The following is a 23,220-nucleotide window of genomic DNA, read 5'->3' on the forward strand; positions in this document are numbered from 1 at the left end:
CGGTCAGAACAGGCCGACGACCTTGCCGTCGTCGCCGAGATCGATCTTCTCGGCCGACGGCACCTTGGGCAGGCCGGGCATCGTCATCACGTCGCCGCAGATCATCACGATGAACTCGGCGCCGGCGGCCAGGCGCACCTCGCGGATGTCGATCGTGTGGCCCGACGGTGCGCCGCGCGCATTGGGGTTGGTCGAGAACGAGTACTGGGTCTTGGCCACGCACACCGGGTAGTGGCCGTAGCCGGCGTCCTGCAGCTTCTTGATCTCGCCGGCCACCTTGGCGCTGGCGTTGACCTTGGCCGCGCCGTAGATCTTGGTGGCGATCGCGGTGATCTTGTCCATCAGCGGCAGCGACTCGTCGTAGACGAACTTGAAGCCCGCGGCGCCGCTCTGGCCCTTCTCGACGATCTCGACCACCGCACGCGCCACGTCCTCGGCGCCCTTGCCGCCCTCGGCCCAGTGGCGCGCCACGATCACCGGCACCTCGTGCTTCGCCATGCGGTCCTGCAGCAGTTTCAGCTCGGCCGGTGTGTCGAAGGTGAAGTTGTTGATCGACACCACGCAGGGCAGGCCGTAGTGCTCGCGGATGTTGGCGACGTGGCGCTCGATGTTGGCGATGCCCTTCTCCAGCGCATCGAGGTTCTCGGTGTTGAGCTCCTTCACGTCGACGCCGCCATGGAACTTGAGCGCGCGGATGGTGGCCACCAGCACCACCGCGTCCGGGCGCAGGCCCGACTTGCGGCACTTGATGTCGATGAACTTCTCGGCCCCAAGGTCGGCGCCGAAGCCGGCCTCGGTGACCACGTAGTCGGCCAGCTTCAGGCTGGTCTGGGTGGCGATCACCGAGTTGCAGCCGTGGGCGATGTTGGCGAACGGGCCGCCGTGCAGGATGGCCGGGTTGTTCTCCAGCGTCTGCACCAGGTTGGGCTTGAGCGCGTCCTTCAGCAGCACGGTCATCGCGCCATGCGCCTTCAGGTCGCGCGCCGTCACCGGCTTCTGCTGGCGGGTGTAGCCGATGACGATGTTGCCCAGGCGCTCCTTCAGGTCCTTGATCGACGTGGCGAGGCAGAAGATCGCCATCACCTCCGAGGCCACGACGATGTCGAAGCCGTCCTCGCGCGGGTAGCCGTTGCCGGGGCCGCCGAGCGAGCAGGTGATGTCGCGCAGCGCGCGGTCGTTCATGTCGAGCACGCGCTTCCAGGTGATGCGCCGCACGTCGATGTCGAGCTCGTTGCCGTGGTGGATGTGGTTGTCGATCATCGCGGCCAGCAGGTTGTTGGCCAGCTGGATCGCGTTGAAGTCGCCGGTGAAGTGCAGGTTGATGTCCTCCATCGGCACCACCTGCGCATGGCCGCCGCCGGCCGCGCCGCCCTTCATGCCGAACACCGGGCCCAGCGAGGGCTCGCGCAGGCAGACCAGCGCCTTCTTGCCGATGCGGTTGAGCGCGTCGCCCAGGCCCACGGTGGTGGTGGTCTTGCCTTCGCCGGCCGGCGTCGGGCTGATCGCGGTGACGAGGATCAGCTTGCCGTTCGGGCGGTCCTTCAGCGAATCGACGTAGTCGAGCGAGAGCTTGGCCTTGTAGTGGCCGTAGGGCTCCAGGTGCTCGTCGGCGATGCCGAGCTTGTCGCTCGCCACCTGGGTGATGCGCTGGAGGGTGGCTTTCTGGGCGATTTCGATGTCGGAGGCCATCTTGTCTCTCTCTCTCTCGTCTTGTGCGGGTTGGATGGAAGGAAAGCGGAGGCGAGCCTGTCGTCGCGTCACTCGATCAGGATCGCGCGGAAGTCGTTCACGTTGGTCATCGTCGGGCCGGTCATCACCAGGTCGCCGAGCGCCGAGAAGTAGCTGTAGCCGTCGTTGTTGGCCAGGAAGGCCGGCGCATGCAGGCCCAGCGCACGCGCGCGGGCCAGCGTTTCGGGGGCGAGCAGGGCGCCGGCGTTGTCCTCGGTGCCGTCGATGCCGTCGGTGTCGCAGGCGATCGCGTGCATGCGCGGGTGGCCGTCGAGCGCCACCGCCAGCGCCAGCAGGAACTCGGCGTTGCGCCCGCCGCGGCCCTGGCCACGCACGGTGACCGTGCCTTCGCCGCCGGACAGCAGCACGCAGGGCGTCTTGCCGGGCTGGCCGTGCTCGGCCACCTGGCGTGCGATGCCGGCATGTACCAGCGCCATCTCGCGGGCCTCGCCCTCCAGGGCGTTGCCCAGGATGACCGGGTGGATGCCGGCCGCGCGCGCCACGCCGGCCGCGGCCTCGAGCGACATCTGCGGTGTCGCCACCATCACCTGGCGGGCACGGGCCAGGCGGGGATCGCCCGGCTTGGGCGTCTCGTCGTGGCCGCGGCGGATGTGGTCGATCGCCGCTTTCGGCTCGGTGATCGCATATTTGGCCAGGATCGCCAGCGCATCGGCGCAGGTCGTCGCATCGGCCACCGTCGGGCCGGAGGCGATCACCGAGGGGTCGTCGCCCGGCACGTCGGAGATCGTCAGCGTCAGCACCTGGGCCGGCGCGCAGGCGGCGGCGAGGCGGCCGCCCTTGATGGCCGACAGGTGCTTGCGTACGCAGTTCATCTCGGTGATGTTGGCGCCCGACTTCAGCAACGCGCGGTTCACCGCCTGCTTGTCCTCGAGCGTCAGGCCCTCGGCCGGCAGCGCCAGCAGCGACGAGCCGCCGCCAGAGATCAGGCAGATCACCAGGTCGTCCTCGTGCAGGCCCTGCACCCTCTGCAGCATGCGGCCTGCGGCGGCGCGGCCAGCGGCGTCGGGCACCGGATGGGCGGCCTCGACGACCTCGATGCGCTGCGTCGGAACGCGGTGGCCGTAGCGCGTGACCACCATGCCCGACAGCTCACCGGGCCACTGCGCCTCCAGCGCCTGGGCCATCGACGCGGCGGCCTTGCCGGCACCGATCACCAGCGTGCGGCCGCGCGGCAGCGGAGGCAGATGGGCGCCCAGGCAGCGCGAGGGCGCGGCCGCCGCGACCGCGGCATCGAACATCCGGCGAAGCAGGTCGGAACCCTGGGAAGACATGTCTCTGTGCGACCGGTGGTCGGTGGTTGCGGTGGAGCGATTTCAACAGACCGGTTTCGCACCGGACGGGTTGCGAACGATGTTAGGCGCGGTGTGCGGCGCCGGTCATTGGTCTTTCTGAGCCGGTCGGCCAAAAAGACTAATGAGTCATTTCGACCACCCGCTCCTAGACTTTCTTCACGGTCTGCAGCGGCCCCCAAAGTCGCAACGGACCTCCGAATCAACCCGTCTGGAGCCCACCGTGTTCGATCCTTCCCTGCGCATTGCCGATACCGATCCCGAGCTGTGGACTGCGATGCAGAACGAGCTGCAACGCCAGGAAGACCACGTCGAGCTGATCGCCTCCGAGAACTACGTCAGCCCCAGCGTGATGCGGGTGCAGGGCTCGGTGCTGACGAACAAGTACGCCGAGGGTTATCCCGGAAAGCGCTACTACGGCGGCTGCGAGCACGTCGACGTCGCCGAGCAGCTGGCGATCGACCGCGCGAAGGCCTTGTTCGGTGCCGAATATGCAAACGTGCAGCCACATTCAGGCTCGCAGGCCAATGCCGCCGTCTACATGGCGATGCTGCAGCCCGGCGACACCATCCTGGGCATGTCGCTGGCCCACGGCGGCCACCTGACCCACGGCGCGAGCGTCAGCTTCAGCGGCAAGCTCTACAAGGCGGTGTCCTACGGCCTGGAGCCGGAGACCGAGACGATCGACTACGCCCAGGTGGCCGAACTGGCGGCGACCCACAAGCCGAAGATGATCGTCGCCGGCGCGTCGGCCTACTCGCTGGTGATCGACTGGCAGCGCCTGCGCGACATCGCCGACCGCCACGGCGCCTACCTGCTGGTCGACATGGCGCACTACGCGGGGCTGATCGCCGCGGGTGAATACCCCAACCCGGTCGGCATCGCGCACTTCGTGACCTCGACCACCCACAAGACGCTGCGCGGCCCGCGCGGCGGCCTGATCCTGTCGAGCGCCGAGTTCGAGAAGCCGCTCAACTCGATGATCTTCCCCGGCATCCAGGGCGGCCCGCTGATGCACGTGATCGCCGCCAAGGCGCTGGCCTTCAAGGAGGCCGCCTCGCCGGCGTTCAAGACCTACCAGCAGCAGGTCAAGTCCAACGCCAAGGCGATGGCGAAGACGCTCACCGAGCGCGGCCTGCGCATCGTCTCGGGCGGTACGGAGAGCCACGTGTTCCTGCTCGACCTGCGCGCCAAGAAGATCACCGGCAAGGCCGCCGAGGCCGTGCTCGGCCGCGCGCACATGACCGTGAACAAGAACGCGATCCCCAACGACCCCGAGAAGCCCTTCGTCACCAGCGGCATCCGCATCGGCGCCCCGGCGATGACGACGCGCGGCTTCGGCACGACCGAAGCCACCGCGATCGCGAACCTGATGGCCGACGTGCTGGAGGCACCCGAAAACGATGCCGTCATCGCGCGCGTCGCCGCCGAGGTCACTGCGCTGTGCCGGCGATTCCCGGTCTACGGCGCCGACGTCCACGGCCTCTGACCGCGCGCACACCCCCGCACTTCGACTTTCCACCGATTCCGAATCACAGCAACCAAGGAGACCCTCATGGCTGGCCGCAATTTCCTGTTCGTTCCCGGACCCACCAACGTGCCCGAGCGTGTGCAGCGCGCAATGGTCGTGTCGATGGAAGACCATCGCTCGTCCAAGTTCCCCGACCTGACCAAGAGCGTGCTCGAGGACCTGAAGGCGGTCTTCAAGACCACCACCGGCACGCCGATCATCTTCCCCGCCACCGGCACCGGCGGCTGGGAAGCCGCGCTCACCAACACGCTGTCGCCCGGCGACCTGGTGCTGGCCTCGCGCTTCGGCCAGTTCAGCCACCTCTGGATCGACATGATCACGCGCCTGGGCTTCCAGGTGGAGACGGTCGAGTGCGAGTGGGGCGAGGGCGTGCCGGTCGAGAAGTACGCCGAGATCCTCTCGAAAGACAAGGGCCACAAGATCAAGGCGGTGATCGCCACCCACAACGAGACCGCCACCGGCGTGACCAGCGACATCGCCGGCGTGCGCAAGGCCCTCGATGACGCCAAGCACCCGGCGCTGCTGCTGGTCGACGCGGTCAGCTCGCTGGGCAGCATCGACTTCCGCATGGACGAGTGGGGCGTGGACATCTGCGTCAGCGGCTCGCAGAAGGGCCTGATGCTGCCGGCCGGCCTGGGCATCGTGTGCGCCAGCGAGAAGGCGCTGAAGGCGCGCGAGTCCTCGACGGCGCCGCGCTGCTTCTTCGACTTCGGCGACATGATCAAGGCCAACGCCACCGGCTACTTCCCGTACACGCCGGCGCTGCCGATGCTCTACGGTCTGCGCGAATCGCTGACGATGATCAAGGAAGAGGGCCTGGAGAACATCTTCTGGCGCCACACCTACCTGGCCTCCGGCGTGCGTGCCGCGGTGCTGGACGGCTGGAAGCTCGGCCTGTGCGCGAAGGAGCCGAAGTGGTACTCCGACACCGTGTCGGCGATCGTGGTGCCCGAGGGCATCAACGGCGCGCACGTGATCGACGTGGCCTTCCGCCGCTACAACCTGTCGCTGGGCGCGGGCCTGAGCAAGGTGGCCGGCAAGGTGTTCCGCATCGGCCACCTGGGCGACCTGAACGAGCTGATGGTGCTGGGTGCGCTGGCCGGCGCCGAGATGTCCATGCTCGACGTGGGCATCAAGATCGAGCCGGGCTCGGGCGTGGCCGCAGCGCAGAAGTACTTCCGCACCCACGACAACGTGCCCAAGAAGAAGGTCGCCCGCAGCGAGGTGGTGTATGCCTCGCAGTCGATGGGGTCGACAGAAGGCGCGCATTGATTGGCCCACCCCCGTTGTGGATGACGCCCACCCCCGTTGCGCCAGCGGCGCTCCCCCTCGAGGGGGCGCCGCTGGCGGACCGGCGGAGCCGGATCCGCGGCGGCCGCGCGGCTGGGCAGTGGTTGGGTGAGTGGGTGGTGATGAAGAACGATGGAGACTGACATGAGCCATTCCGTGGTGTTCCTGGACCGTGAATCGCTGAAGGCGAAGGTCCGAAAGCCGGCGCAGGCCGAGCGCTATGTGGAGCACGCCAAGACCTCGGTCGACGAGGTGGTGGCGAAGCTGCAGGGCGCGACCGTGGCGATCACCAACAAGGTGCCGCTGCGGGCCGAGACGCTGAAGCAGCTGCCGCAGCTGAAGATGATCGCGGTGGCCGCCACCGGCTACGACGTAATCGACGTGCCCTACTGCAAGGAGCACGGCATCGCGGTCGCCAACATCCGCAACTACGCGGTGCACACGGTGCCGGAGCATGCCTTCGCGCTGATCCTGGCGCTGCGCCGCAACATCCTGGCCTACCGGCAGGACGTGGAAGCCGGCGTGTGGCAGAAGTCGGACCAGTTCTGCTTCTTCACACACGACATCGGCGACCTGCACGGCGCCACGCTGGGCATCATCGGCGAAGGCGCGATCGGGCAGGGCACCGCGGCCATCGCGCGCGGCTTCGGCATGAAGGTGATCTTCGCCGACCACGAGCCGCCGAAGATGCCGGGCGTCGAGTTCACGCCCTTCGAGCAGGTGCTCGCCGAGAGCGACGTGATCTCGATGCACTGCCCGCTGACGCCGTCGACGCGCAACCTGATCGGGCTGGAGCAGATGCGCCGCATGAAGCGCAATGCGCTGCTGATCAACACCTCGCGCGGCGGACTGGTCGACGAGGCAGCGTTGATCCAGGCGCTGGACGAAGGCCTGATCGCCGGCGCCGGCTTCGACGTGCTCACCACCGAGCCGCCGAAGAACGGCCACCCGCTGCTGGACGTGCGGCGCCCGAACTTCATCCTCACCCCGCACGTGGCCTGGGCCTCGGACGGCGCGATGCAGTTCCTGGCCGACCAGCTCATCGACAACATCGATCGGTGGGCCGAAGGCCAACCGCAGCATCTGGTGACCTGAGGAGCCGGCGATGAAGAAACTGCTGTACCAATTCGACACCGACCCCCACCCGGCGGTGTTCGACAACGTCGTCGCCTACGACGGCGGCGCCGATCACGTCACGGCCTATGGCGGCATCACGCCGGCCAACGTGGGCGGGCTCGTCGACGGCGCGATCTTCACGCGCGCGCCGAAGGACAAGAAGAACACCGCGATCTTCGTCGGCGGCTCCAACATGGCCGACGGCGAGGCGCTGTTCAAGGCGGTGCGCAAGAAGTTCTTCGCCAACTTCCGCGTCTCGGTGATGCTCGACAGCAACGGCTCGAACACCACCGCGGCGGCTGGCGTGGCCTGGCTGGCGCACGGCCGCTCGCTGGCCGGCAAGCGCGCCGTGGTGCTGGCCGGCACCGGGCCGGTGGGCCAGCGCGCTGCGGTGATGCTGGCGAAGGAGGGCGCGCGCGTGGCGATCACCAGCCGCACGCTGGCGCGGGCACAGGCGGCGGCGCAAGCCATCGCCGAGCGCTTCAAGATCGAGGTCGACGCGATCGAGGCGGCCGACAACGCCGCCCGGGCGCGCGCCATCGAGGGCGCGAACCTGGTATTCGCCACCGGCGCGGCCGGTGTCGCGCTGCTCGACGAGGCCGCGTGGAAGGACCACCCGCAGCTCGAGCTGCTGTCGGACGCCAACGCCACGCCCACGCTGGGCATCGAGGGCATCGACATGATGGACAAGGGCGCACAGCGCCACGGCAAGACGGTGTTCGGCGCCATCGGCTTCGGCGCACTGAAGATCGCGCTGCACCGCGCCTGCATCGCCAGGATGTTCGAGCAGCAGGACCTGGTGCTCGATGGCGAGGAGATCTACGCCATTGCGAAAACCATGGTGGGGTAGATGACGACCCCCCCGTTGCGGCTGCGCCGCTCCCCCCAGGGGGCGCCGCTGGCGGGCCGGCGGAGCCGGACCCGCGGCGGCCACTCGGTGGGTCGTGAGATGCGGATGGGTGTGTGAAGGAGACAGGAACGTGATCGACGATCTGACGACAAGCAAATTTCTCGACGCACTGGCCAGCGGCAACGCCACGCCCGGCGGCGGCAGTGCCGCCGCGATCATGGGCGCGATGGGCGCTGCGCTGGTATCGATGGTGGCCAACCTGACCATCGGCAAGAAGGGCTACGAGGCCGTCGAGACCGAGATGCGCGAGCTGCTGGCCGAGTCGGAGGCGCTGCGCGTCCGCCTGACCGGCATGGTGGCCGAGGACGTGGCGGCCTTCGACACGCTGATGGCCGCCTACAAGCTGCCGAAGGCGAGCGACGACGAGAAGGCCGCGCGCAGCGCCGCCATCCAGGTCGGTCTGAAGCTCGCCACCGAGGCGCCGCTGGCCTGCGCACGCGCCTGCGCAGAGGCGGTGCGTCTGACCGAGCGCGCCGTCGCGCACGGCAATCTCAATGTCATCAGCGACGTCGGCGTCGGCGTGGTCGCGGCCTGGGCCGCGCTGCGCAGCGCCGCGCTCAACGTGCACATCAACGCGCCGCAGATCAAGGACCGCGCCTGGGCCGACCGCGCGCTGACCGAGCTGCAGGGCCTGCTCGCCGAGTGCGGGCCGCTCTCCGAGCGCGTGCACGACACCGTCAAGGGCAAGCTCGGCTGAGGCCGGGCACCGCCGCACCACCGCATTCCACAGAACCCACAGGAGACCGACGATGGACATTCATGAATACCAGGCCAAGGAACTGCTCGCCGGCTTCGGCGTGCCGGTGCCGCGCGGCAGCGTGGCCTACAGCGCCGACCAGGCCGTCTATGCCGCCACCGAACTCGGCGGCTGGCACTGGGCCGTGAAGGCGCAGATCCACTCCGGCGGCCGCGGCAAGGCCGGCGGCGTGAAGCTGTGCCGCACCTACCAGGAAGTCGCCGCCGCCGCCAAGGCGATGCTCGGCGCGACGCTGGTGACCAACCAGACCGGCCCGGCCGGCAAGGTGGTGAACCGCCTCTACGTCGAGCAGGCCGAGCCCTTCGAGCGCGAGCTCTACCTCGGCTTCGTGCTGGACCGCAAGATCGAGCGCATCCGCGTCATCGCGTCGGCCAACGGCGGCATGGAGATCGAGGAGATCGCGCACGACAAGCCCGAGTCGATCCTGCAGATCGAGGTCGAGCCGGCGGTCGGCCTGCAGCCCTTCCAGGCGCGAGAGATCGCCTTCGGCCTGGGTCTCAACATCAAGCAGGTGAGCCAGGCGGTCACGGCCATCATGGGCTGCTACCGCGCCTTCCGCGATCTCGACGCGACGATGGTCGAGATCAACCCCCTGGTGGTCACCAAGGACCAGCGCGTGCTGGCGCTCGACGCGAAGATGAGCTTCGACGACAACGCGCTGTTCCGCCGCCGCCAGATCGCCGAGATGCGCGACGTGGCCGAGGAGGACCCGCGCGAGGCCACCGCCAACCAGCACGGCCTGAACTACGTGGGCCTAGAGGGCGACATCGGCTGCATCATCAACGGCGCCGGTCTCGCGATGGCGACGATGGACATGATCAAGTACGCCGGCGGCGAGCCCGCGAACTTCCTCGACGTCGGTGGCGGGGCCTCGCCCGAGCGCGTCGGGCAGGCCTTCAACCTCGTGCTCTCGGACCGCAACGTCAAGGCGATCCTGGTCAACATCTTCGCCGGCATCAACCGCTGCGACTGGGTGGCGCAGGGCGTGGTGCAGGCCGCAAAGGGCCTGCGCGTGCCGCTGATCGTGCGGCTGGCCGGCACCAACGTGGAGGAGGGCCAGAAGATCGTGCGCGAGTGCGGCCTGCCCATCATCACCGCCGACTCGCTGGCCGAAGCCGCGCAGAAGGCCGTGCAGGCCGCGCGCGATCACGTGCCGGCCTGATCGAGCCCGACGAACCTCACCGACTAGAAAGCGAGACACCCATGAGCATCCTGATCGACGAGAAGACCCCCGTCATCGTGCAGGGCTTCACCGGCGACAAGGCGACCTTCCACGCGAAGGAGATGATCGCCTACGGCACCAACGTGGTCGGCGGCGTGACGCCCGGCAAGGGCGGCCAGCGCCACCTGGAGCGGCCGGTGTTCAACACCGTCAAGGAGGCGGTGCACGCCACCGGCGCCGAGGCCAGCCTGCTGTTCGTGCCGCCGCCGTTCGCCGCCGACGCACTGATGGAAGCGGCCGACGCCGGCCTGAAGCTGGTGTGCATCATCACCGATGGCATTCCTGCGCAGGACATGATGCGCGTCAAGCGCTACCTGCGCCGCTACGCGAAGGACCAACGCACCACCATCGTCGGCCCCAACTGCGCCGGCATCATCAGCGCCGGCAAGGCCATGCTGGGCATCATGCCGGGCAACATCTACCAGCGCGGCAACGTCGGCATCGTGTCGCGTTCGGGCACGCTGGGCTACGAGGCTGCCGCGCAGATGAAGGCGCTGGGCATCGGCGTGACCACCAGCGTGGGCATCGGCGGCGACCCGATCAACGGCAGCTCCTTCCTCGACCACCTCGAGCGCTTCGAGCAAGACCCGGAGACCAAAGCCGTCATCATGATCGGCGAGATCGGCGGCCCGCAGGAGGCCGAGGCCTCGGCCTGGGTCAAGGCCCACATGAGCAAGCCGGTGGTCGGCTACGTGGCCGGCCTCACCGCGCCGAAGGGGCGCCGCATGGGCCATGCGGGCGCCATCATCTCCGCAGTGGGCGACACGGCGGCCGAGAAGGCCGAGATCATGCGCTCCTACGGCCTGCTGGTGTCGCCGAGCGCGGCCGAGCTGGGCAAGACCGTCGCGCAGGCGTTGACGCGCGTGCAGTGATGGGCGAACGTTCCCGCCCCGACCTCGCGGACCCCGACGAGTCGGCCGCCGGCGCCGAACGCGCCGACTCGCTGGCCCGCTCGGAGCTGCTGCGCGCGGCGCTGATCGGCGTCATCGAGCGCTACGAGCCCGAGGTCGCGCGTGTGCTGCGTGGCGAGGCGCCGCAGGAGCGCATGTCCACCCGCCTGCTGGCCCGCACGATCCAGGCGCAGGCGATCTGGTTCCAGCTGCTGGCGATCGCCGAGCAGAACCGCGACATGCGGCGCCGTCGCGAGGTCGAGCGCCAGCGTGGCCACGCGCAGGTGCGCGGCACCTTCGCGCACGTGTTCCACACCGCCGTCGAGGCCGGGCTCGATGCGAAGCAGATCCGCGAGGCGCTGTGCAGCCTGCGCATCCGCCCGGTCATCACCGCGCACCCGACCGAGGCCAAGCGCGTGACGGTGCTCGAACGCCACCGCCGCATCTACCTGCGCCTGTTCGACCTGGAGTCGCCGCGCTGGACAAACCGCGAGCGCGAGGACCTGACGCGCGCGATCAGCGACGAGGTCGAGCTGCTGTGGCTCACCGGCGAGCTGAAGCTCGACAAGCCCACGGTCGACCAGGAAGTGGCCTGGGGCCTGTACTTCTTCGACGAGAACCTGTTCGACGTCGTGCCGCAACTCTACGGCCGCATCGAGGCCGCGTTCGCGAAGCAGTTCCCCGGCGAGACGCTGGAGCTGCCGGTGGTGTTCGGCTTCGGCTCGTGGATCGGCGGCGACCGCGACGGCAACCCCTTCGTGACCAGCACGGTCACGCGCCACACGCTGTGGCAGATGCGCCTGGCGAGCCTGCGCCGCTACCGCAGCCGGCTGGCCGACCTGGCACGCAACCTCAGCATCAGCGAGCGGGCCGCCGCGTTGCCGGAGGACTTCCGCACCGCCGTCGCCGCGGCGCTGGCCGCGCTGCCCGACGGCGCCGGCGTGGCCGCGCGCAACCCCGGCGAGTTGTTCCGGCAGTTCATCGCCGGCATGCTGGCGCGGCTCGACGCGACGATCGCGCGCAACGGCGAGCAGCCCGAACCGGCCGACGCCGAACGCGATGCCGCACCCTACGAACACGCCGACCAACTGATCGGCGACATCGAGCTGATGCACCGTGCGCTGGTCGAGACCGGCGCCCAGCCGCTCGCGAAGACCTTCCTCGCGCCGCTGCTGCGCGAGGTGCGCACCTTCCGCTTCGCGACGGTGCGGCTCGACATCCGCGAGAACACGATCCGCATCAACGCCACGCTCGGCGAGCTCTACCGTGCCGCCCGCAACAGCGAGCCGCCGCCCAGCGACAGCGCCGACTGGAAGGACTGGCTGCTCACCGAGCTGGCCGCGCCGCGCCGCGCCGGCGATGCGCCGCTCGCCACCACCGGCCTCACGCCCGAGGCGCAGGAGACGCTGGCCACCTTCCGCACGGTCGCCGAGATGCGCGACCGCGTCGACCGCGAGGCCTTCGGGACGCTGATCCTCAGCATGACCCACAGCGCCACCGACGTGCTGGGCGTCTACCTACTGGCCAAGCACGCCGGGCTGTTCAACGACGCGCAGGCGGTGGAGCGCTGCACGTTGCCGGTGGTGCCGTTGCTCGAGACCATTCCCGACCTGCGGCGCGCCCCGGCCATCCTGAAGGAGCTGCTCGCGGTGCCGCTGGTGCAGCGCTCGCTGCGCCTGCACGGCAACGTGCAGGAGGTGATGATCGGCTACTCCGACTCCAACAAGGACGGCGGCTATTTCACCGCCAACTGGGAGTTGAGCAAGGCGCAGGCGACGATGACGCGGCTGGGCGAGGAGCTCGGCGTCAAGATCGCCTTCTTCCATGGCCGCGGCGGTTCGGTGAGCCGCGGCGGCGCGCCCACCGGCCGCGCGATCGCGGCGCTGCCCGCGGGCTCGATCCGTGGCGGCTTCCGCAGCACCGAGCAGGGCGAGGTGGTGTCGTACAAGTACGCCAACCGCGGCACGGCGCACTACCAGGTCGAGCTGCTCACGTCGTCGGTGCTGCAGCACGTGCTGCTGTCGGAGCGTGAGGCGGCGCTGGTGCCCAAGCACGAGTTCGACGAGGCGATGGAGGCGATCTCCGGCGTGTCGTGGACGGCCTACCGCCAGCTGATGGAGTCGGAGCACCTGCTCGCCTACCTGCAGGGCTCCAGCCCGCTGGAGGAACTGGCCATGCTCAACATCGGCTCGCGGCCGGCACGGCGCACGCAGGCCCGCACGCTGGCCGACCTGCGCGCGATTCCCTGGGTGTTCGCGTGGACGCAGAACCGCCACATGCTGACCGGCTGGTACGGCCTGGGCAGCGGTCTGGCGGCCTTCGTCGAGGTGCGCAAGGCGCGCGGGCTCGACCTGCTGCAGCGCATGTTCCACGAGGGCCGGCTGTTCCGCACCGTGATCGACGAGGTGGAGAAGACATTGCTGACGGTCGACCTCGACATCGCGCGCGAGTTCGCCGGCCTGGTGGCCGATCCGGCCGTGCGCGAGCCGATCTTCCAGGCCATCGAGCGCGAGTACCGCCTCACCTGCGAGATGGTGCTGAAGGTGTCGGGCGGCGGGCAGGTCGCCGAGCGCTTCCCGCAGCTGCGCCGCCGGCTTGCGCGCCGGCTGCAGACCATGAACCAGGTCAGCCGCGAGCAGGTGCAGTTGCTGCGCGCGCTGCGCGACGGCGGCGACGACGACGTGCGCACCGCCTTCCTGCTGTCGATCAACTGCGCGGCCGCCGGCCTGGGTGCCACCGGCTGACAGGCCGGGCGTGCTGCCGCTGCTTTCCGATTTCCCCTTTTTTTCATCATCGAGGACTTGCTGCCATGAGCTTCACCATCATCGACCAGGCCACGCCGCGCCTGCACCGCTCCGAGCTGGCCGTGCCGGGCACCAACACGGCGATGTTCGAGAAGGCCGCCGCGTCGGCCGCCGACATCGTCTTTCTCGACCTCGAGGACGCGGTGGCGCCCGACGACAAGCCGCAGGCGCGCAAGAACATCATCCAGGGCCTCAACGAGGTGGACTGGGGCACGAAGACGATGATGATCCGCATCAACGGCCTCGACACCCATTACATGTACCGCGACGTCGTCGATATCGTCGAGGCCTGCCCGCGGCTCGACATGATCCTGATCCCGAAGGCCGGCGTCGCCGCCGACGTGTACGCGATCGACATGCTGGTCACGCAGATCGAGAACGCCAAGGGCCGCAGCAAGCGCATCGGCTTCGAGGTGCTGATCGAGACGGCACTCGGCATGGTCAACGTCGAGGCGATCGCGCAGTCGAGCAAGCGGCTGGAGGCGATGAGCTTCGGCGTGGCCGACTACGCCGCGTCGACGCGCGCCCGCACCACGGTGATCGGTGGCGTCAACAAGGACTCGGTGGTGCTGACCGACAAGGACGAGCAGGGGAACCGCCAGGCGTTCTGGACCGACCCCTGGCATGCCGCGCAGACCCGCATGATGGTGGCCTGCCGCGCCTACGGCCTGCGACCGATCGACGGCCCGTTCGGCGACTTCGGCGACCCGGACGGCTACAAGGCCGCCGCCAACCGTGCCGCGGTGCTGGGCTACGAGGGCAAGTGGGCGATTCACCCGTCGCAGATCGAGCTGGCCAACGGTGTGTTCACGCCGTCCGAGGCCGAGGTGACCAAGGCACGCCGCATCCTCGAGGCGATGGCGCAGGCCGCGAAGGAGGGCCGCGGCGCGGTCTCGCTCGACGGCCGACTGATCGACATCGCCAGCATCCGCATGGCCGAGGCGCTGCTCGCGAAGGCCGACTCGATCAGCGCGGCAAAGGGCTGAGGCGGCGCGCGGACCCTCACCCCGACCCTCTCCCGCCAGCGGGAGAGGGGGCTGTCAAGACCTGCGGGTTCCTCCCTCTCCCGCTGGCGGGAGAGGGCCGGGGTGAGGGCTCTCGACGCGCGCCCGGCTGTCTCAAGCCGCGCTGCGCACCACCTTCTTGCGCGCCGGGACGGCCGGCTCTGCGGAGGCGGTCACGGCCGGTGCGGCGGCCGCCGCAGTCTTGCGCCGCATGTGCTCCAGCCGCCAGTGGATCCACGCCTGGCCGTGCACGCGCAGGAACTGCTCGAAGGCGGCGGCGGCGGCCGGCACCGGCCGGCCGGCCAGGTGCATCACGTGCCAGTCGCGCTCGATCGGGCAGTCCGGCATCGGCAGGATGGCCAGCAGGCCGGTCTCGAGCTCCAGCACGCAGGAGTGCAAGGACAGGAAGGCCACGCCGAAACCGGCCGCGCACATCTGCTTGATCGCCTCGTTGCTCGACATCTCGGAGCCGATGGTCAGCGACACGCCGGCGTCCTTGAACATCTGCTCGACCGTGGTGCGCGTGCCGGAACCGCGCTCGCGCACCAGCAGGTTGGCCTGGTTCAGCGCGGCGAGGCCGGGCTTGGGCGTGGTCATCAGTGGGTGCGAGGGCGCGGCGACGAAGGCCATCGGGTGCTTCGCGAACGCCGCGGAGATGGTCTTCAGCTCGGCCGGCGGGCGGCCCATGATCGCCAGGTCGATGTCCTGTCCGGCGAGCTGATTCACCACGTCGGCGCGGTTGCCGATCTGCAGCTTCACCTTCACCTGCGGGTGCTCGCGCACGAACTCCAGCAGCAGCGGCGGCAGCAGGTACTCGGCGGTGGTCACCGCGCCGATGCGCAGCAGCCCGGCGATGTCGCCGCAGTGAGCGGCCATCGCGTCGCCGGCCTCGCCCCACAGGTCGAGGATGCGGCTGGCATAGCCGGCCAGCAGTTCGCCGGCCTCGGTGAGCTTCACGCCACGCGCGCTGCGTCGCAGCAGCGGCGTGCCGGCTGCGTCCTCCAGGATGCCGAGCTGGATCGACACCGCCGGCTGCGTGAGGTGCATCTCGTCGGCGGCGCGCGACACGCTGCCGAGCCGCGCGACCGCATTGAAGGCGGCGAGCTGGCGGAAGGTGGCGTTGCGGAGAGGGTTGCTCATCGGACGACGGATCGACAGTGAAGCCTACGCCATCGGTCCGGGCCGTTCGTGTTTTGCAGAACCGAATAGTCCGGACGGAAAAAGGGCGACCTCCTGGGGGCGCCCTTGGATGGGATGGCTGCGGGACAGCCGGTCTTGAGTGGGTTGTCGGCGGGCCGTGCATGAACAGTCGCCGCGGCCTGGACGGCCGCGGCATTCAGTCAGCGGCTGCGCCGGGCATTCTTCTGGCTGCGGCACGGGCTTCGAGGCCCTTCACTTCGCTGGCGCGAAATGAGCCTGTGCCGGAAGACCGGCAAACCGCGCGCGTTGCGCGCGGCGGCCTTACAGGCCAGCTGCGGCGCGGAGCGCCGCAGCTTTGTCGGTCTTCTCCCAGCTGAACTCGGGCTCTTCGCGGCCGAAGTGGCCGTAGGCCGCGGTCTTCTCGTAGATCGGGCGCAGCAGGTCGAGCATCTGGATGATGCCCTTGGGGCGCAGGTCGAAGTGCTCGGCCACCAGCTTGGCGAGTTGGTCGTCGGGAATCACGCCGGTGCCTTCGGTGTAGATCGTGATGTTCATCGGCCGCGCCACGCCGATCGCGTAGGCCACCTGGATCTGGCACTGACGCGCCAGGCCGGCGGCCACGATGTTCTTGGCCACGTAGCGCGCGGCATAGGCGGCCGAGCGGTCGACCTTGGTCGGGTCCTTGCCGGAGAACGCACCGCCGCCGTGCGGGCAGGCGCCACCGTAGGTGTCGACGATGATCTTGCGGCCGGTCAGCCCGCAGTCACCCTGAGGGCCGCCGATGACGAAGCGGCCGGTCGGGTTGATCAGGTACTTGGTGTCCTTCAGCCATTCCTTGGGCAGCACCGGCTTGATGATCTCCTCGATCACCGCCTCGGTGAACGAGGCCTTCATCTTCTTCGCGGTCTCGCTCTGGTCGGGGCTGTGCTGGGTGGACAGCACCACGGTGTCGATGCTGTGCGGCTTGCCGTCCACATAGCGCATCGTCACCTGGCTCTTCGCGTCGGGGCGCAGGAAGGGCAGGCGGCCGTCCTTGCGCAGTTGCGCCTGACGCTCGACGAGGCGGTGCGCGTAGTAGATCGGCGCGGGCATCAGCTCGGGCGTCTCGTCGCAGGCGTAGCCGAACATCAGCCCCTGGTCGCCGGCGCCGGTGTTGAGGTGGTCGTCGCTGGCTTGGTCCACGCCCTGTGCGATATCGTTGCTCTGCTTGTCGTAGGCCACCAGCACCGCGCAGCCCTTGTGGTCGATGCCGTACTCGGTGTTGTCGTAGCCGATGCGCTTGATCGTGTCACGCGCGACCTGGATGTAGTCGACGTGCGCGTTGGTCGTGATCTCGCCGGCCAGCACCACGAGGCCGGTGTTGGTCAGCGTCTCGGCGGCCACGCGCGAGAGCGGGTCCTGCGCGAAGATCGCATCGAGGATGGCGTCCGAGATCTGGTCGGCCACCTTGTCGGGGTGCCCTTCGGAGACGGACTCTGAGGTGAAAAGGAAGTCGTTTGCCACTCTTAAACTCCATCAATCGGTCGATTGCAACTCGCGTTGCCGGCCTGGGTTGGGAGGAGCGGCGAACGCTTTAGCGGTTTGTTGAGTCCTTCGACCCGGCAGACCCGACCGGCCCTGCAATCGCCCCGCAAGTAGTTCCGTAACTCGGCGACGCCACAATTCTAACGAACCCGATGAGCCGATTCCTGACGACCCTGATGCGCGCGCTGGCCGGCTGGCCGCTGTCGCTGCTGCACGGTATCGGCGCGCCGATCGGCTGGCTGGTCTATGCCGCGTCGGGCGACTACCGGCGGCGCTTTCGCGCCAACGTGGCGCTCGCCGGCGTGCCGTGGCCGCAGGCGCGTCAGGCCATCGGTGCGGCCGGGCGCATGCTCACCGAACTCCCGCCGCTGTGGGCCCGCCCGCCCGAGGCGGCGTTGCCGATGGCGGTGCAGTGGCAGGGCGGCGAACTGATCGAACGGGCCCAGGCCGCCGGCCGCGGGCTGGTCATGCTGACGCCGCACCTCGGCTGCTTCGAGGTCGTGGGGCAGTCGTATGCCGAGCACTACGGTGCCGGCCGCGGCGCGATGACGGTGCTCTACCGCCCGGCGCGCAAGCCCTGGCTGCGCCCGCTGGTCGAGGCCGCGCGGCGCCGGCCCGGGCTCGACGCCGCGCCCGCCACGCTGGGCGGCGTGCGCCAGATGATCCGCGCACTCAAGCGCGGCGAGGTCGTCGGCCTGTTGCCCGACCAGGTGCCGCCGGAGGGCCTGGGCGTCTGGGCGCCGTTCTTCGGCCAGCCGGCCTACACGATGACCCTCGCCGCGCGCCTGGTGCAGCAGACCGGTGCGGCGCTGCTGCTGATCTGGGGCGAGCGCCTGCCCGGCGGGACCGGCTACCGGGTGCGCGTCAGCGAACTGGGCGAGCCGCTGCCCGCCGATCCGGCCGAGGCCGCCGCCACCATCAACCGCGCGATGGAAGGACTGATCCGCCAGTGCCCGCAGCAGTACCTGTGGGGCTACCACCGCTACAAGCAACCTCGTGCCGGCGCCGTGGCCGGCGCCGACGACTGACATGCGCCTCGTCCTGTTCCTGCTGTGGCTGCTGCACTGGCTGCCCTTGCCGATCCTCGCCGCGCTGGGCCGCGGCCTCGGGCGGCTGCTGTGGCACGTGGCCGGGTCGCGCCGGCGCATCGCGCTGCGCAACCTCGCGCTGTGCTTTCCGGCCTGGACCGAAGACCAGCGCCGTGCACTGGCGCGCGAACACTTCCAGTGGCTGGGCCGCAGCCTGCTGGAGCGCGGCCTGCTCTGGTACGCCTCGCCGGCCCGCCTGCGGCGCCTGATGCACGTCGAGGGGCCGGCCAGCTTCGCCGACACCCACGCCGGCCCGGTGATGTGGCTGGTGCCGCACTTCATGGGCCTCGACGTGGCCGGCGCCGCGGTGCAGCTGTTCGTGGCGCGGCCCGGCTGCTCCATCTACCAGGCGCAGAGCAACAAGGTGTTCGACGCGGCGCTGCGCCGCGCCCGGCTGCGCTACGGCAACGCGAAGATCTTCGCGCGCAACGAGACCGCCAAGCCGCTGATGCGCGCTATCAAGGACGGCATGGGCTTCTTCAACCTGCCCGACATGGATTTCGGCGCCAAGGACGCGGCCTTCGTGCCCTTCTTCGGCGTTCCGGCCGCCACGCTGCTGGCGCCGTCGCGCATGGCGCGGCTGCTGGGCATGAAGGTGCAGCCGGTGATCGCCTACATGCTGCCCGGAGGCCGCGGCTACCGGGTGCGCTTCTTCGAGCCCTGGGCCGACTTCCCCAGCGCCGATGCCGAGGCCGACACCCTGCGCATGAACCGCTGGATCGAAGAGCGCATCCGCGAGCACGCGGCGCAGTATCTTTGGGTCCACAAGCGCTTCAAGACGCGACCGCCCGGCGAGGCGCCGCTGTACGGCGGCTGAACTGCGCCGCCGGAGCGCGCTCCACCTGCTTTGCACACGACAGGAGACGAGACATGAACCTTCACGCGATGCTCGCGCAGCGTGCCGCCGACGGCCGCCCGCTGCGGGTGGCCCTGATCGGCGCCGGCAAGTTCGGCTCCATGTTCCTGAGCCAGGTGCGCCGCACGCCCGGCCTGCACCTGGTGGCGGTGTCCGACCTGAGCCCGGCGCGCGCGAAGGCGGCACTGCTGTCGGTAGGCTGGGCCGAGGACCTGCTCGGCGCGAAGACACTGGACGACGCCCGGCGCAGCGGCCGCACCTGCCTCACCGACGACACGCCGGCCGTGATCGCCAGCGACGCGGTCGAGGTGGTGATCGACGCCACCGGTTCGCCGGCCGCCGGCATCGCCCACGTGCTGGCCTGCTGCCGGCACGGCAAGCACATCGTGATGGTCAACGTGGAGGCCGACGCGCTGGCCGGCCCGCTGCTGGCGCGCAAGGCGCGCGAGGCCGGCATCGTTTACTCGCTGGCCTACGGCGACCAGCCGGCGCTGATCTGCGAGATGGTGGACTGGGCGCGCACGGCCGGCTTCCAGGTCGTGGCCGCCGGCAAGGGCACCAAGTACCTGCCGGCCTACCACGCCAGCACGCCCGACACGGTGTGGAACCACTATGGCCTGAGCGCCGACGACGCCAAGGCCGGCGGCATGAACGCGCAGATGTTCAACAGCTTCCTCGACGGCACCAAGAGCGCCATCGAGATGGCCGCGGTGGCCAACGCCTGCGGCCTGACGCCAGCCGACGACGGGCTGGCCTTCCCGCCCTGCGGCGTCGACGACCTGGCGCGCCTGCTCAAGCCGCGCGCCGACGGCGGCCTGCTGCAGCACCGCGGCCAGGTCGAGGTGATCTCTTCGCTGGAGCGCGACGGCCGCCCGGTGTTCCGCGACCTGCGCTGGGGCGTCTACGTCACCTTCGCGGCCGACAGCGAGTACGTGCGGCGCTGCTTCAAGGAGTACGGCCTCGTCACCGACCCGAGCGGCGAGTACTCGTCGATGTACAAGCCCTTCCACCTGATCGGCCTGGAACTCGGCATCAGCGTGGCCAGCGCCGGCCTGCGCCGCGAGGCCACGGGCGCGGCCACCGGCTGGCGCGGCGACGTGGTGGCGACCGCCAAGCGCGCGCTGCGTGCCGGCGAGGTGCTCGACGGCGAGGGCGGCTTCACCGTCTACGGCAAGCTGATGCCGGCCGCCGCCTCGCTGGCCGGCGGCTACCTGCCGCTGGGCCTGGCGCACAAGGTCAGGCTCAGGCGCGACATCGCCGACGGCCAGCCTGTCGGCTGGGACGACGTGGAGTTCGATGCTCGCAGCGAGGCGGTGCAGTTCCGCCGCGAGATGGAAGCGGCCTTCCGCTGAACGTTGGGGCCCGGAAAGCGCATCCGTGGGCGCCGGGAAGGAGAACGCGATGAGCGAACAGGCAGCCTCCGAGTTCCGGCGTGGCAGCGTGCGTGCCGCCGGCCTGCAGTTCCACTATCTCGAAGCCGGCAGCGGGCCGCTGGCACTGTGCCTGCACGGCTTTCCGGATTCGCCCTGGACCTACCGCCACCTGCTGCCGCGCCTGGCCCAGGCCGGCTACCGCGCCGTGGCGCCCTTCATGCGCGGCTACGCGCCCACCGAGGTGCCGGCCGATGGCAACTACTCGAGCCGTGCGCTGGCGAACGACCCGAATGCGCTGCACCAGGCTCTGGGCGGCGCCGGCGACGCCGTGCTGATCGCCCACGACTGGGGCGCCTTCGCCGCCTATGGCGCGCTGGCTGCCGAGCCCGCGCGCTGGCGCCGCGCGGTGATCGGCAGCGTGCCGCACTTCCGCGTGTTCGGCACGATCGCGTCGCGCTATCCGCAACTCAAGCGCTCGTTCTATTTCTGGCTGTTCCAGATGGACATCGCCGAGCGCTGGGTGGCCGCGAACGACCTGGCCTTCCTCGAGCAGCTGTGGCGCGACTGGTCCCCGGGCCACGAACCGGCGGCGGAGATGGCGCACGTGAAGGCCTGCCTGCGCGACCCGGCCCACCTGCACGCCGCCCTGGGCTACTACCGCGACTTCTTCGCGCCGCAGCGCTTCGGCACGCCGGCCTGGGCCGACGAGCACGCCGCGGTGCTGGGCCGGCCGGTGCCGCAGCCCACGCTCTACCTGCACGGCAACGACGACGGCTGCATCGCGCTCGACGCGGCGGCGGCCGAGGCCATGCTCAGCCAACTGGGCCCGGGCTCCGAGGTGGACCGGATCGACGGCGTGGGCCACTTCTTCTGGGTCGAGCGGCCCGACGCGATCAATGAGCGCGTGCTGCGATTCCTGCAGACCCATTGACGGACTCGGCCACCGCGAACTCCATGATCCCGTCACCCGCTTTCCATGCCGGACCGACGCCCGATGCCGCCGAGGAGGTGCTGCGCTTCTGGTTCGGTCCCGAAGACGTCGACCGTCCCGAGTGGTTCCGCAAGAGCGCCGCCTTCGACGCCGAGGTTGACCTCCGCTTCGGCCTGGAGGTCGAGGCCGCGCTGCGCGGCCGGCTGGACGCCTGGCGCCGTACGCTCGACGGCAGCCTGGCGCTGGTGATCCTGCTCGACCAGTTCACCCGCAACATCCGTCGCGGCACACCCGAGGCCTTTGCCGGCGATGCGCAGGCGCTGGCGATCGCGCGCGAGCTCGTCGGACAGGGGCACGACATCGGCCTGCCACCGCTGCGCCGCAGCTTCCTCTACCTGCCGTTCGAGCACGCCGAGGATCGGGCCGCGCAGGAAGAGAGCGTGCGGCTCTACACGGCGCTGGCCGCCGAGGCCGTCGGGCCGCAGGCCCGAACGCTGGCCGAGACGCTGGACTACGCCGTGCGCCACCGCGAGATCGTCGCGCGCTTCGGTCGTTTCCCGCACCGCAACGAGGTGCTGGGGCGGGCGAGCACGGCCGAGGAGATCGAATTCCTGAAGCAGCCGGGATCGAGGTTCTGACCTATCGTCCCCGATCTGGAGGAGACCGCACATGGCCCCTGCCGCCACCATCGAGCTGCTCAAGCTACTGGGCACGGAGCTGCCGATCATCCAGGCGCCGATGGCCGGCGTGCAGGTCGGCGCGATGACCGTCGCCGTCAGCAATGCCGGCGGGCTGGGTTCGTTGCCGGGCGCGATGCTGGGCCCAGAGGCGCTGCGCAGCGAGCTGGCATCGATCCGCGCGCAGACCTCGTGCCCCTTCAACGTCAACTTCTTCTGCCATGCGCCGCCCGCGCCCAGCAGCGAGCGCGAGGCGGGCTGGCGGGCCACGTTGGCACCGTACTACCGCGAGTTCGGCATCGATGCTTCGACCATCCCGCCGGGTCCGGGGCGTCGCGCCTTCGGTGTCGAGGAGGCGGAACTGCTGGCCGAGTTCGAGCCGCCGGTGGTGAGCTTCCATTTCGGGCTGCCGTCGCCCGAGCTGCTGGCGCGCGTGCGGCGCTGGGGTGCGAAGCTGCTGTCGTCGGCCACCACGGTCGACGAGGCGCGCTGGCTCGAGGACCAGGGGGTCGACGCTGTCATCGCGCAGGGCCTGGAGGCCGGTGGCCACCGCGGCCATTTCCTGTCCGATGACCTGAGCGCCCAGCTTGGGACCTTCGCGCTGCTGCCGCAGGTGGTGAAGGCGGTGCGCGTGCCGGTGATCGCCGCCGGCGGCATTGCCGATGCGCATGGCGTGGCCGCGGCCCTGGCCCTGGGCGCGGCCGGCGTGCAGGTGGGCACGGCCTACCTGCTGTGTCCGGAGGCGACCACCAGCGCGCTGCACCGCGCCGCGCTGCAGAGCGACGCCGCGCGCCACACGGCACTCACGCGCCTGTTCACCGGCCGGCCCGCGCGCGGCATCGTCAACCGCGTGATGCGCGAACTGGGGCCGATGAACCCGGCCGCGCCTGCGTTCCCGCTCGCCACCGCGGCGATTGCGCCGCTTCGCGCGCACGCCGAGAAGCAGGGCAGCGGCGACTTCTCGCCGCTGTGGTCGGGGCAGAACGCGAGCGGTTGCCGCGCGCTGCCGGCGGCCGAGGTGACGCGTTCGCTGGCGGCAGGCCTCCTGTAGCGATGCGCCGCCGCGGGC

19 protein-coding genes are annotated in these 23,220 nt (G+C 70.0%); 15 read left to right on the plus strand and 4 right to left on the minus strand.

Going from position 1 to position 23,220, the window contains the following annotated elements:
• Positions 1 to 3 precede the first annotated feature (3 nt).
• Positions 4 to 1,689 (minus strand): formate--tetrahydrofolate ligase, encoded by a 1,686-nt coding sequence (locus tag ASC67_RS05970; RefSeq protein WP_056316448.1) that lies wholly within the window; start codon positions 1,687 to 1,689, stop codon positions 4 to 6.
• Between the two features lie 68 nt (positions 1,690 to 1,757).
• The gene (locus ASC67_RS05975; RefSeq protein WP_056316451.1) at positions 1,758 to 3,020 is read right to left on the minus strand and encodes a glycerate kinase; all 1,263 of its coding nucleotides are present in this window, start codon (positions 3,018 to 3,020) and stop codon (positions 1,758 to 1,760) included.
• A gap of 241 nt (positions 3,021 to 3,261) precedes the next feature.
• Here ASC67_RS05975 and glyA point away from each other — a divergent pair, with 241 nt between their 5' ends.
• The 9 genes from glyA (at position 3,262) to ASC67_RS06020 (ending at position 14,544) form a co-directional block, all read left to right on the plus strand.
• On the plus strand, positions 3,262 to 4,527 hold the full coding sequence (glyA, locus tag ASC67_RS05980; RefSeq protein WP_056316454.1) for a serine hydroxymethyltransferase: 1,266 nt from the start codon (positions 3,262 to 3,264) through the stop codon (positions 4,525 to 4,527).
• A gap of 66 nt (positions 4,528 to 4,593) precedes the next feature.
• Positions 4,594 to 5,841, plus strand: a complete 1,248-nt coding sequence (locus ASC67_RS05985) for an aminotransferase class V-fold PLP-dependent enzyme (RefSeq protein ID WP_056316457.1) — start codon at positions 4,594 to 4,596, stop codon at positions 5,839 to 5,841.
• 162 nt (positions 5,842 to 6,003) lie between these two features.
• Positions 6,004 to 6,954 carry a D-2-hydroxyacid dehydrogenase gene (locus tag ASC67_RS05990; RefSeq protein ID WP_056316461.1) on the plus strand — a complete coding sequence of 317 codons (951 nt, stop codon included), beginning with the start codon at positions 6,004 to 6,006 and terminating at the stop codon, positions 6,952 to 6,954.
• Positions 6,955 to 6,964: 10 nt separating this feature from the next.
• Positions 6,965 to 7,825, plus strand: a complete 861-nt coding sequence (locus ASC67_RS05995) for an NADP-dependent methylenetetrahydromethanopterin/methylenetetrahydrofolate dehydrogenase (RefSeq protein WP_056316464.1) — start codon at positions 6,965 to 6,967, stop codon at positions 7,823 to 7,825.
• 130 nt (positions 7,826 to 7,955) lie between these two features.
• Complete coding sequence (gene fchA / locus ASC67_RS06000) at positions 7,956 to 8,582, plus strand: methenyltetrahydrofolate cyclohydrolase (RefSeq protein ID WP_056316468.1); 627 nt, start codon at positions 7,956 to 7,958, stop codon at positions 8,580 to 8,582.
• Positions 8,583 to 8,634: 52 nt separating this feature from the next.
• On the plus strand, positions 8,635 to 9,804 hold the full coding sequence (locus ASC67_RS06005; RefSeq protein WP_056316472.1) for a malate--CoA ligase subunit beta: 1,170 nt from the start codon (positions 8,635 to 8,637) through the stop codon (positions 9,802 to 9,804).
• 41 nt (positions 9,805 to 9,845) lie between these two features.
• Entirely contained in the window at positions 9,846 to 10,736 is an 891-nt protein-coding gene (sucD, locus tag ASC67_RS06010) for a succinate--CoA ligase subunit alpha (protein ID WP_056316475.1), read from the plus strand.
• A complete protein-coding gene (locus tag ASC67_RS06015) occupies positions 10,736 to 13,498 on the plus strand; it encodes a phosphoenolpyruvate carboxylase (protein ID WP_056316479.1) in 2,763 nt (920 codons plus the stop codon). The genes sucD and ASC67_RS06015 overlap by 1 nt, the downstream gene beginning before the upstream one ends.
• Before the next feature lie 65 nt (positions 13,499 to 13,563).
• The gene (locus ASC67_RS06020) at positions 13,564 to 14,544 is read left to right on the plus strand and encodes a CoA ester lyase (protein WP_056316483.1); all 981 of its coding nucleotides are present in this window, start codon (positions 13,564 to 13,566) and stop codon (positions 14,542 to 14,544) included.
• A gap of 132 nt (positions 14,545 to 14,676) precedes the next feature.
• Here ASC67_RS06020 and ASC67_RS06025 read toward each other — a convergent pair whose 3' ends face one another.
• Together ASC67_RS06025 and metK are read right to left on the minus strand one after the other, a co-directional pair.
• On the minus strand, positions 14,677 to 15,702 hold the full coding sequence (locus tag ASC67_RS06025) for a LysR family transcriptional regulator (protein ID WP_056316486.1): 1,026 nt from the start codon (positions 15,700 to 15,702) through the stop codon (positions 14,677 to 14,679).
• A gap of 321 nt (positions 15,703 to 16,023) precedes the next feature.
• On the minus strand, positions 16,024 to 17,205 hold the full coding sequence (gene metK, locus ASC67_RS06030) for a methionine adenosyltransferase (protein WP_056316489.1): 1,182 nt from the start codon (positions 17,203 to 17,205) through the stop codon (positions 16,024 to 16,026).
• 173 nt (positions 17,206 to 17,378) lie between these two features.
• On the opposite strand from metK, the gene ASC67_RS06035 reads away from it, so the two are divergent.
• Genes ASC67_RS06035 through ASC67_RS06060 form a run of 6 tightly spaced genes read left to right on the plus strand, consistent with a single transcriptional unit; the run spans position 17,379 to position 23,202 of the window.
• Complete coding sequence (locus ASC67_RS06035; protein WP_056316493.1) at positions 17,379 to 18,254, plus strand: lysophospholipid acyltransferase family protein; 876 nt, start codon at positions 17,379 to 17,381, stop codon at positions 18,252 to 18,254.
• Between the two features lies 1 nt (position 18,255).
• On the plus strand, positions 18,256 to 19,131 hold the full coding sequence (locus ASC67_RS06040) for a lipid A biosynthesis acyltransferase (protein ID WP_056318162.1): 876 nt from the start codon (positions 18,256 to 18,258) through the stop codon (positions 19,129 to 19,131).
• 53 nt (positions 19,132 to 19,184) lie between these two features.
• Positions 19,185 to 20,522 carry an NAD(P)H-dependent oxidoreductase gene (locus ASC67_RS06045; protein ID WP_056316496.1) on the plus strand — a complete coding sequence of 446 codons (1,338 nt, stop codon included), beginning with the start codon at positions 19,185 to 19,187 and terminating at the stop codon, positions 20,520 to 20,522.
• Between the two features lie 49 nt (positions 20,523 to 20,571).
• A complete protein-coding gene (locus tag ASC67_RS06050) occupies positions 20,572 to 21,474 on the plus strand; it encodes an alpha/beta fold hydrolase (RefSeq protein WP_056316500.1) in 903 nt (300 codons plus the stop codon).
• A gap of 23 nt (positions 21,475 to 21,497) precedes the next feature.
• Positions 21,498 to 22,112 (plus strand): DUF924 family protein, encoded by a 615-nt coding sequence (locus ASC67_RS06055; protein ID WP_056318166.1) that lies wholly within the window; start codon positions 21,498 to 21,500, stop codon positions 22,110 to 22,112.
• Positions 22,113 to 22,143: 31 nt separating this feature from the next.
• Positions 22,144 to 23,202 (plus strand): nitronate monooxygenase family protein, encoded by a 1,059-nt coding sequence (locus ASC67_RS06060; RefSeq protein WP_056316503.1) that lies wholly within the window; start codon positions 22,144 to 22,146, stop codon positions 23,200 to 23,202.
• The last annotated feature ends 18 nt before the right edge of the window (positions 23,203 to 23,220 follow it).

Origin of the sequence: Methylibium sp. Root1272 (assembly GCF_001425905.1) — a bacterium.
In the GTDB taxonomy this organism is placed as follows: Bacteria; Pseudomonadota; Gammaproteobacteria; order Burkholderiales; family Burkholderiaceae_C; genus Methylibium.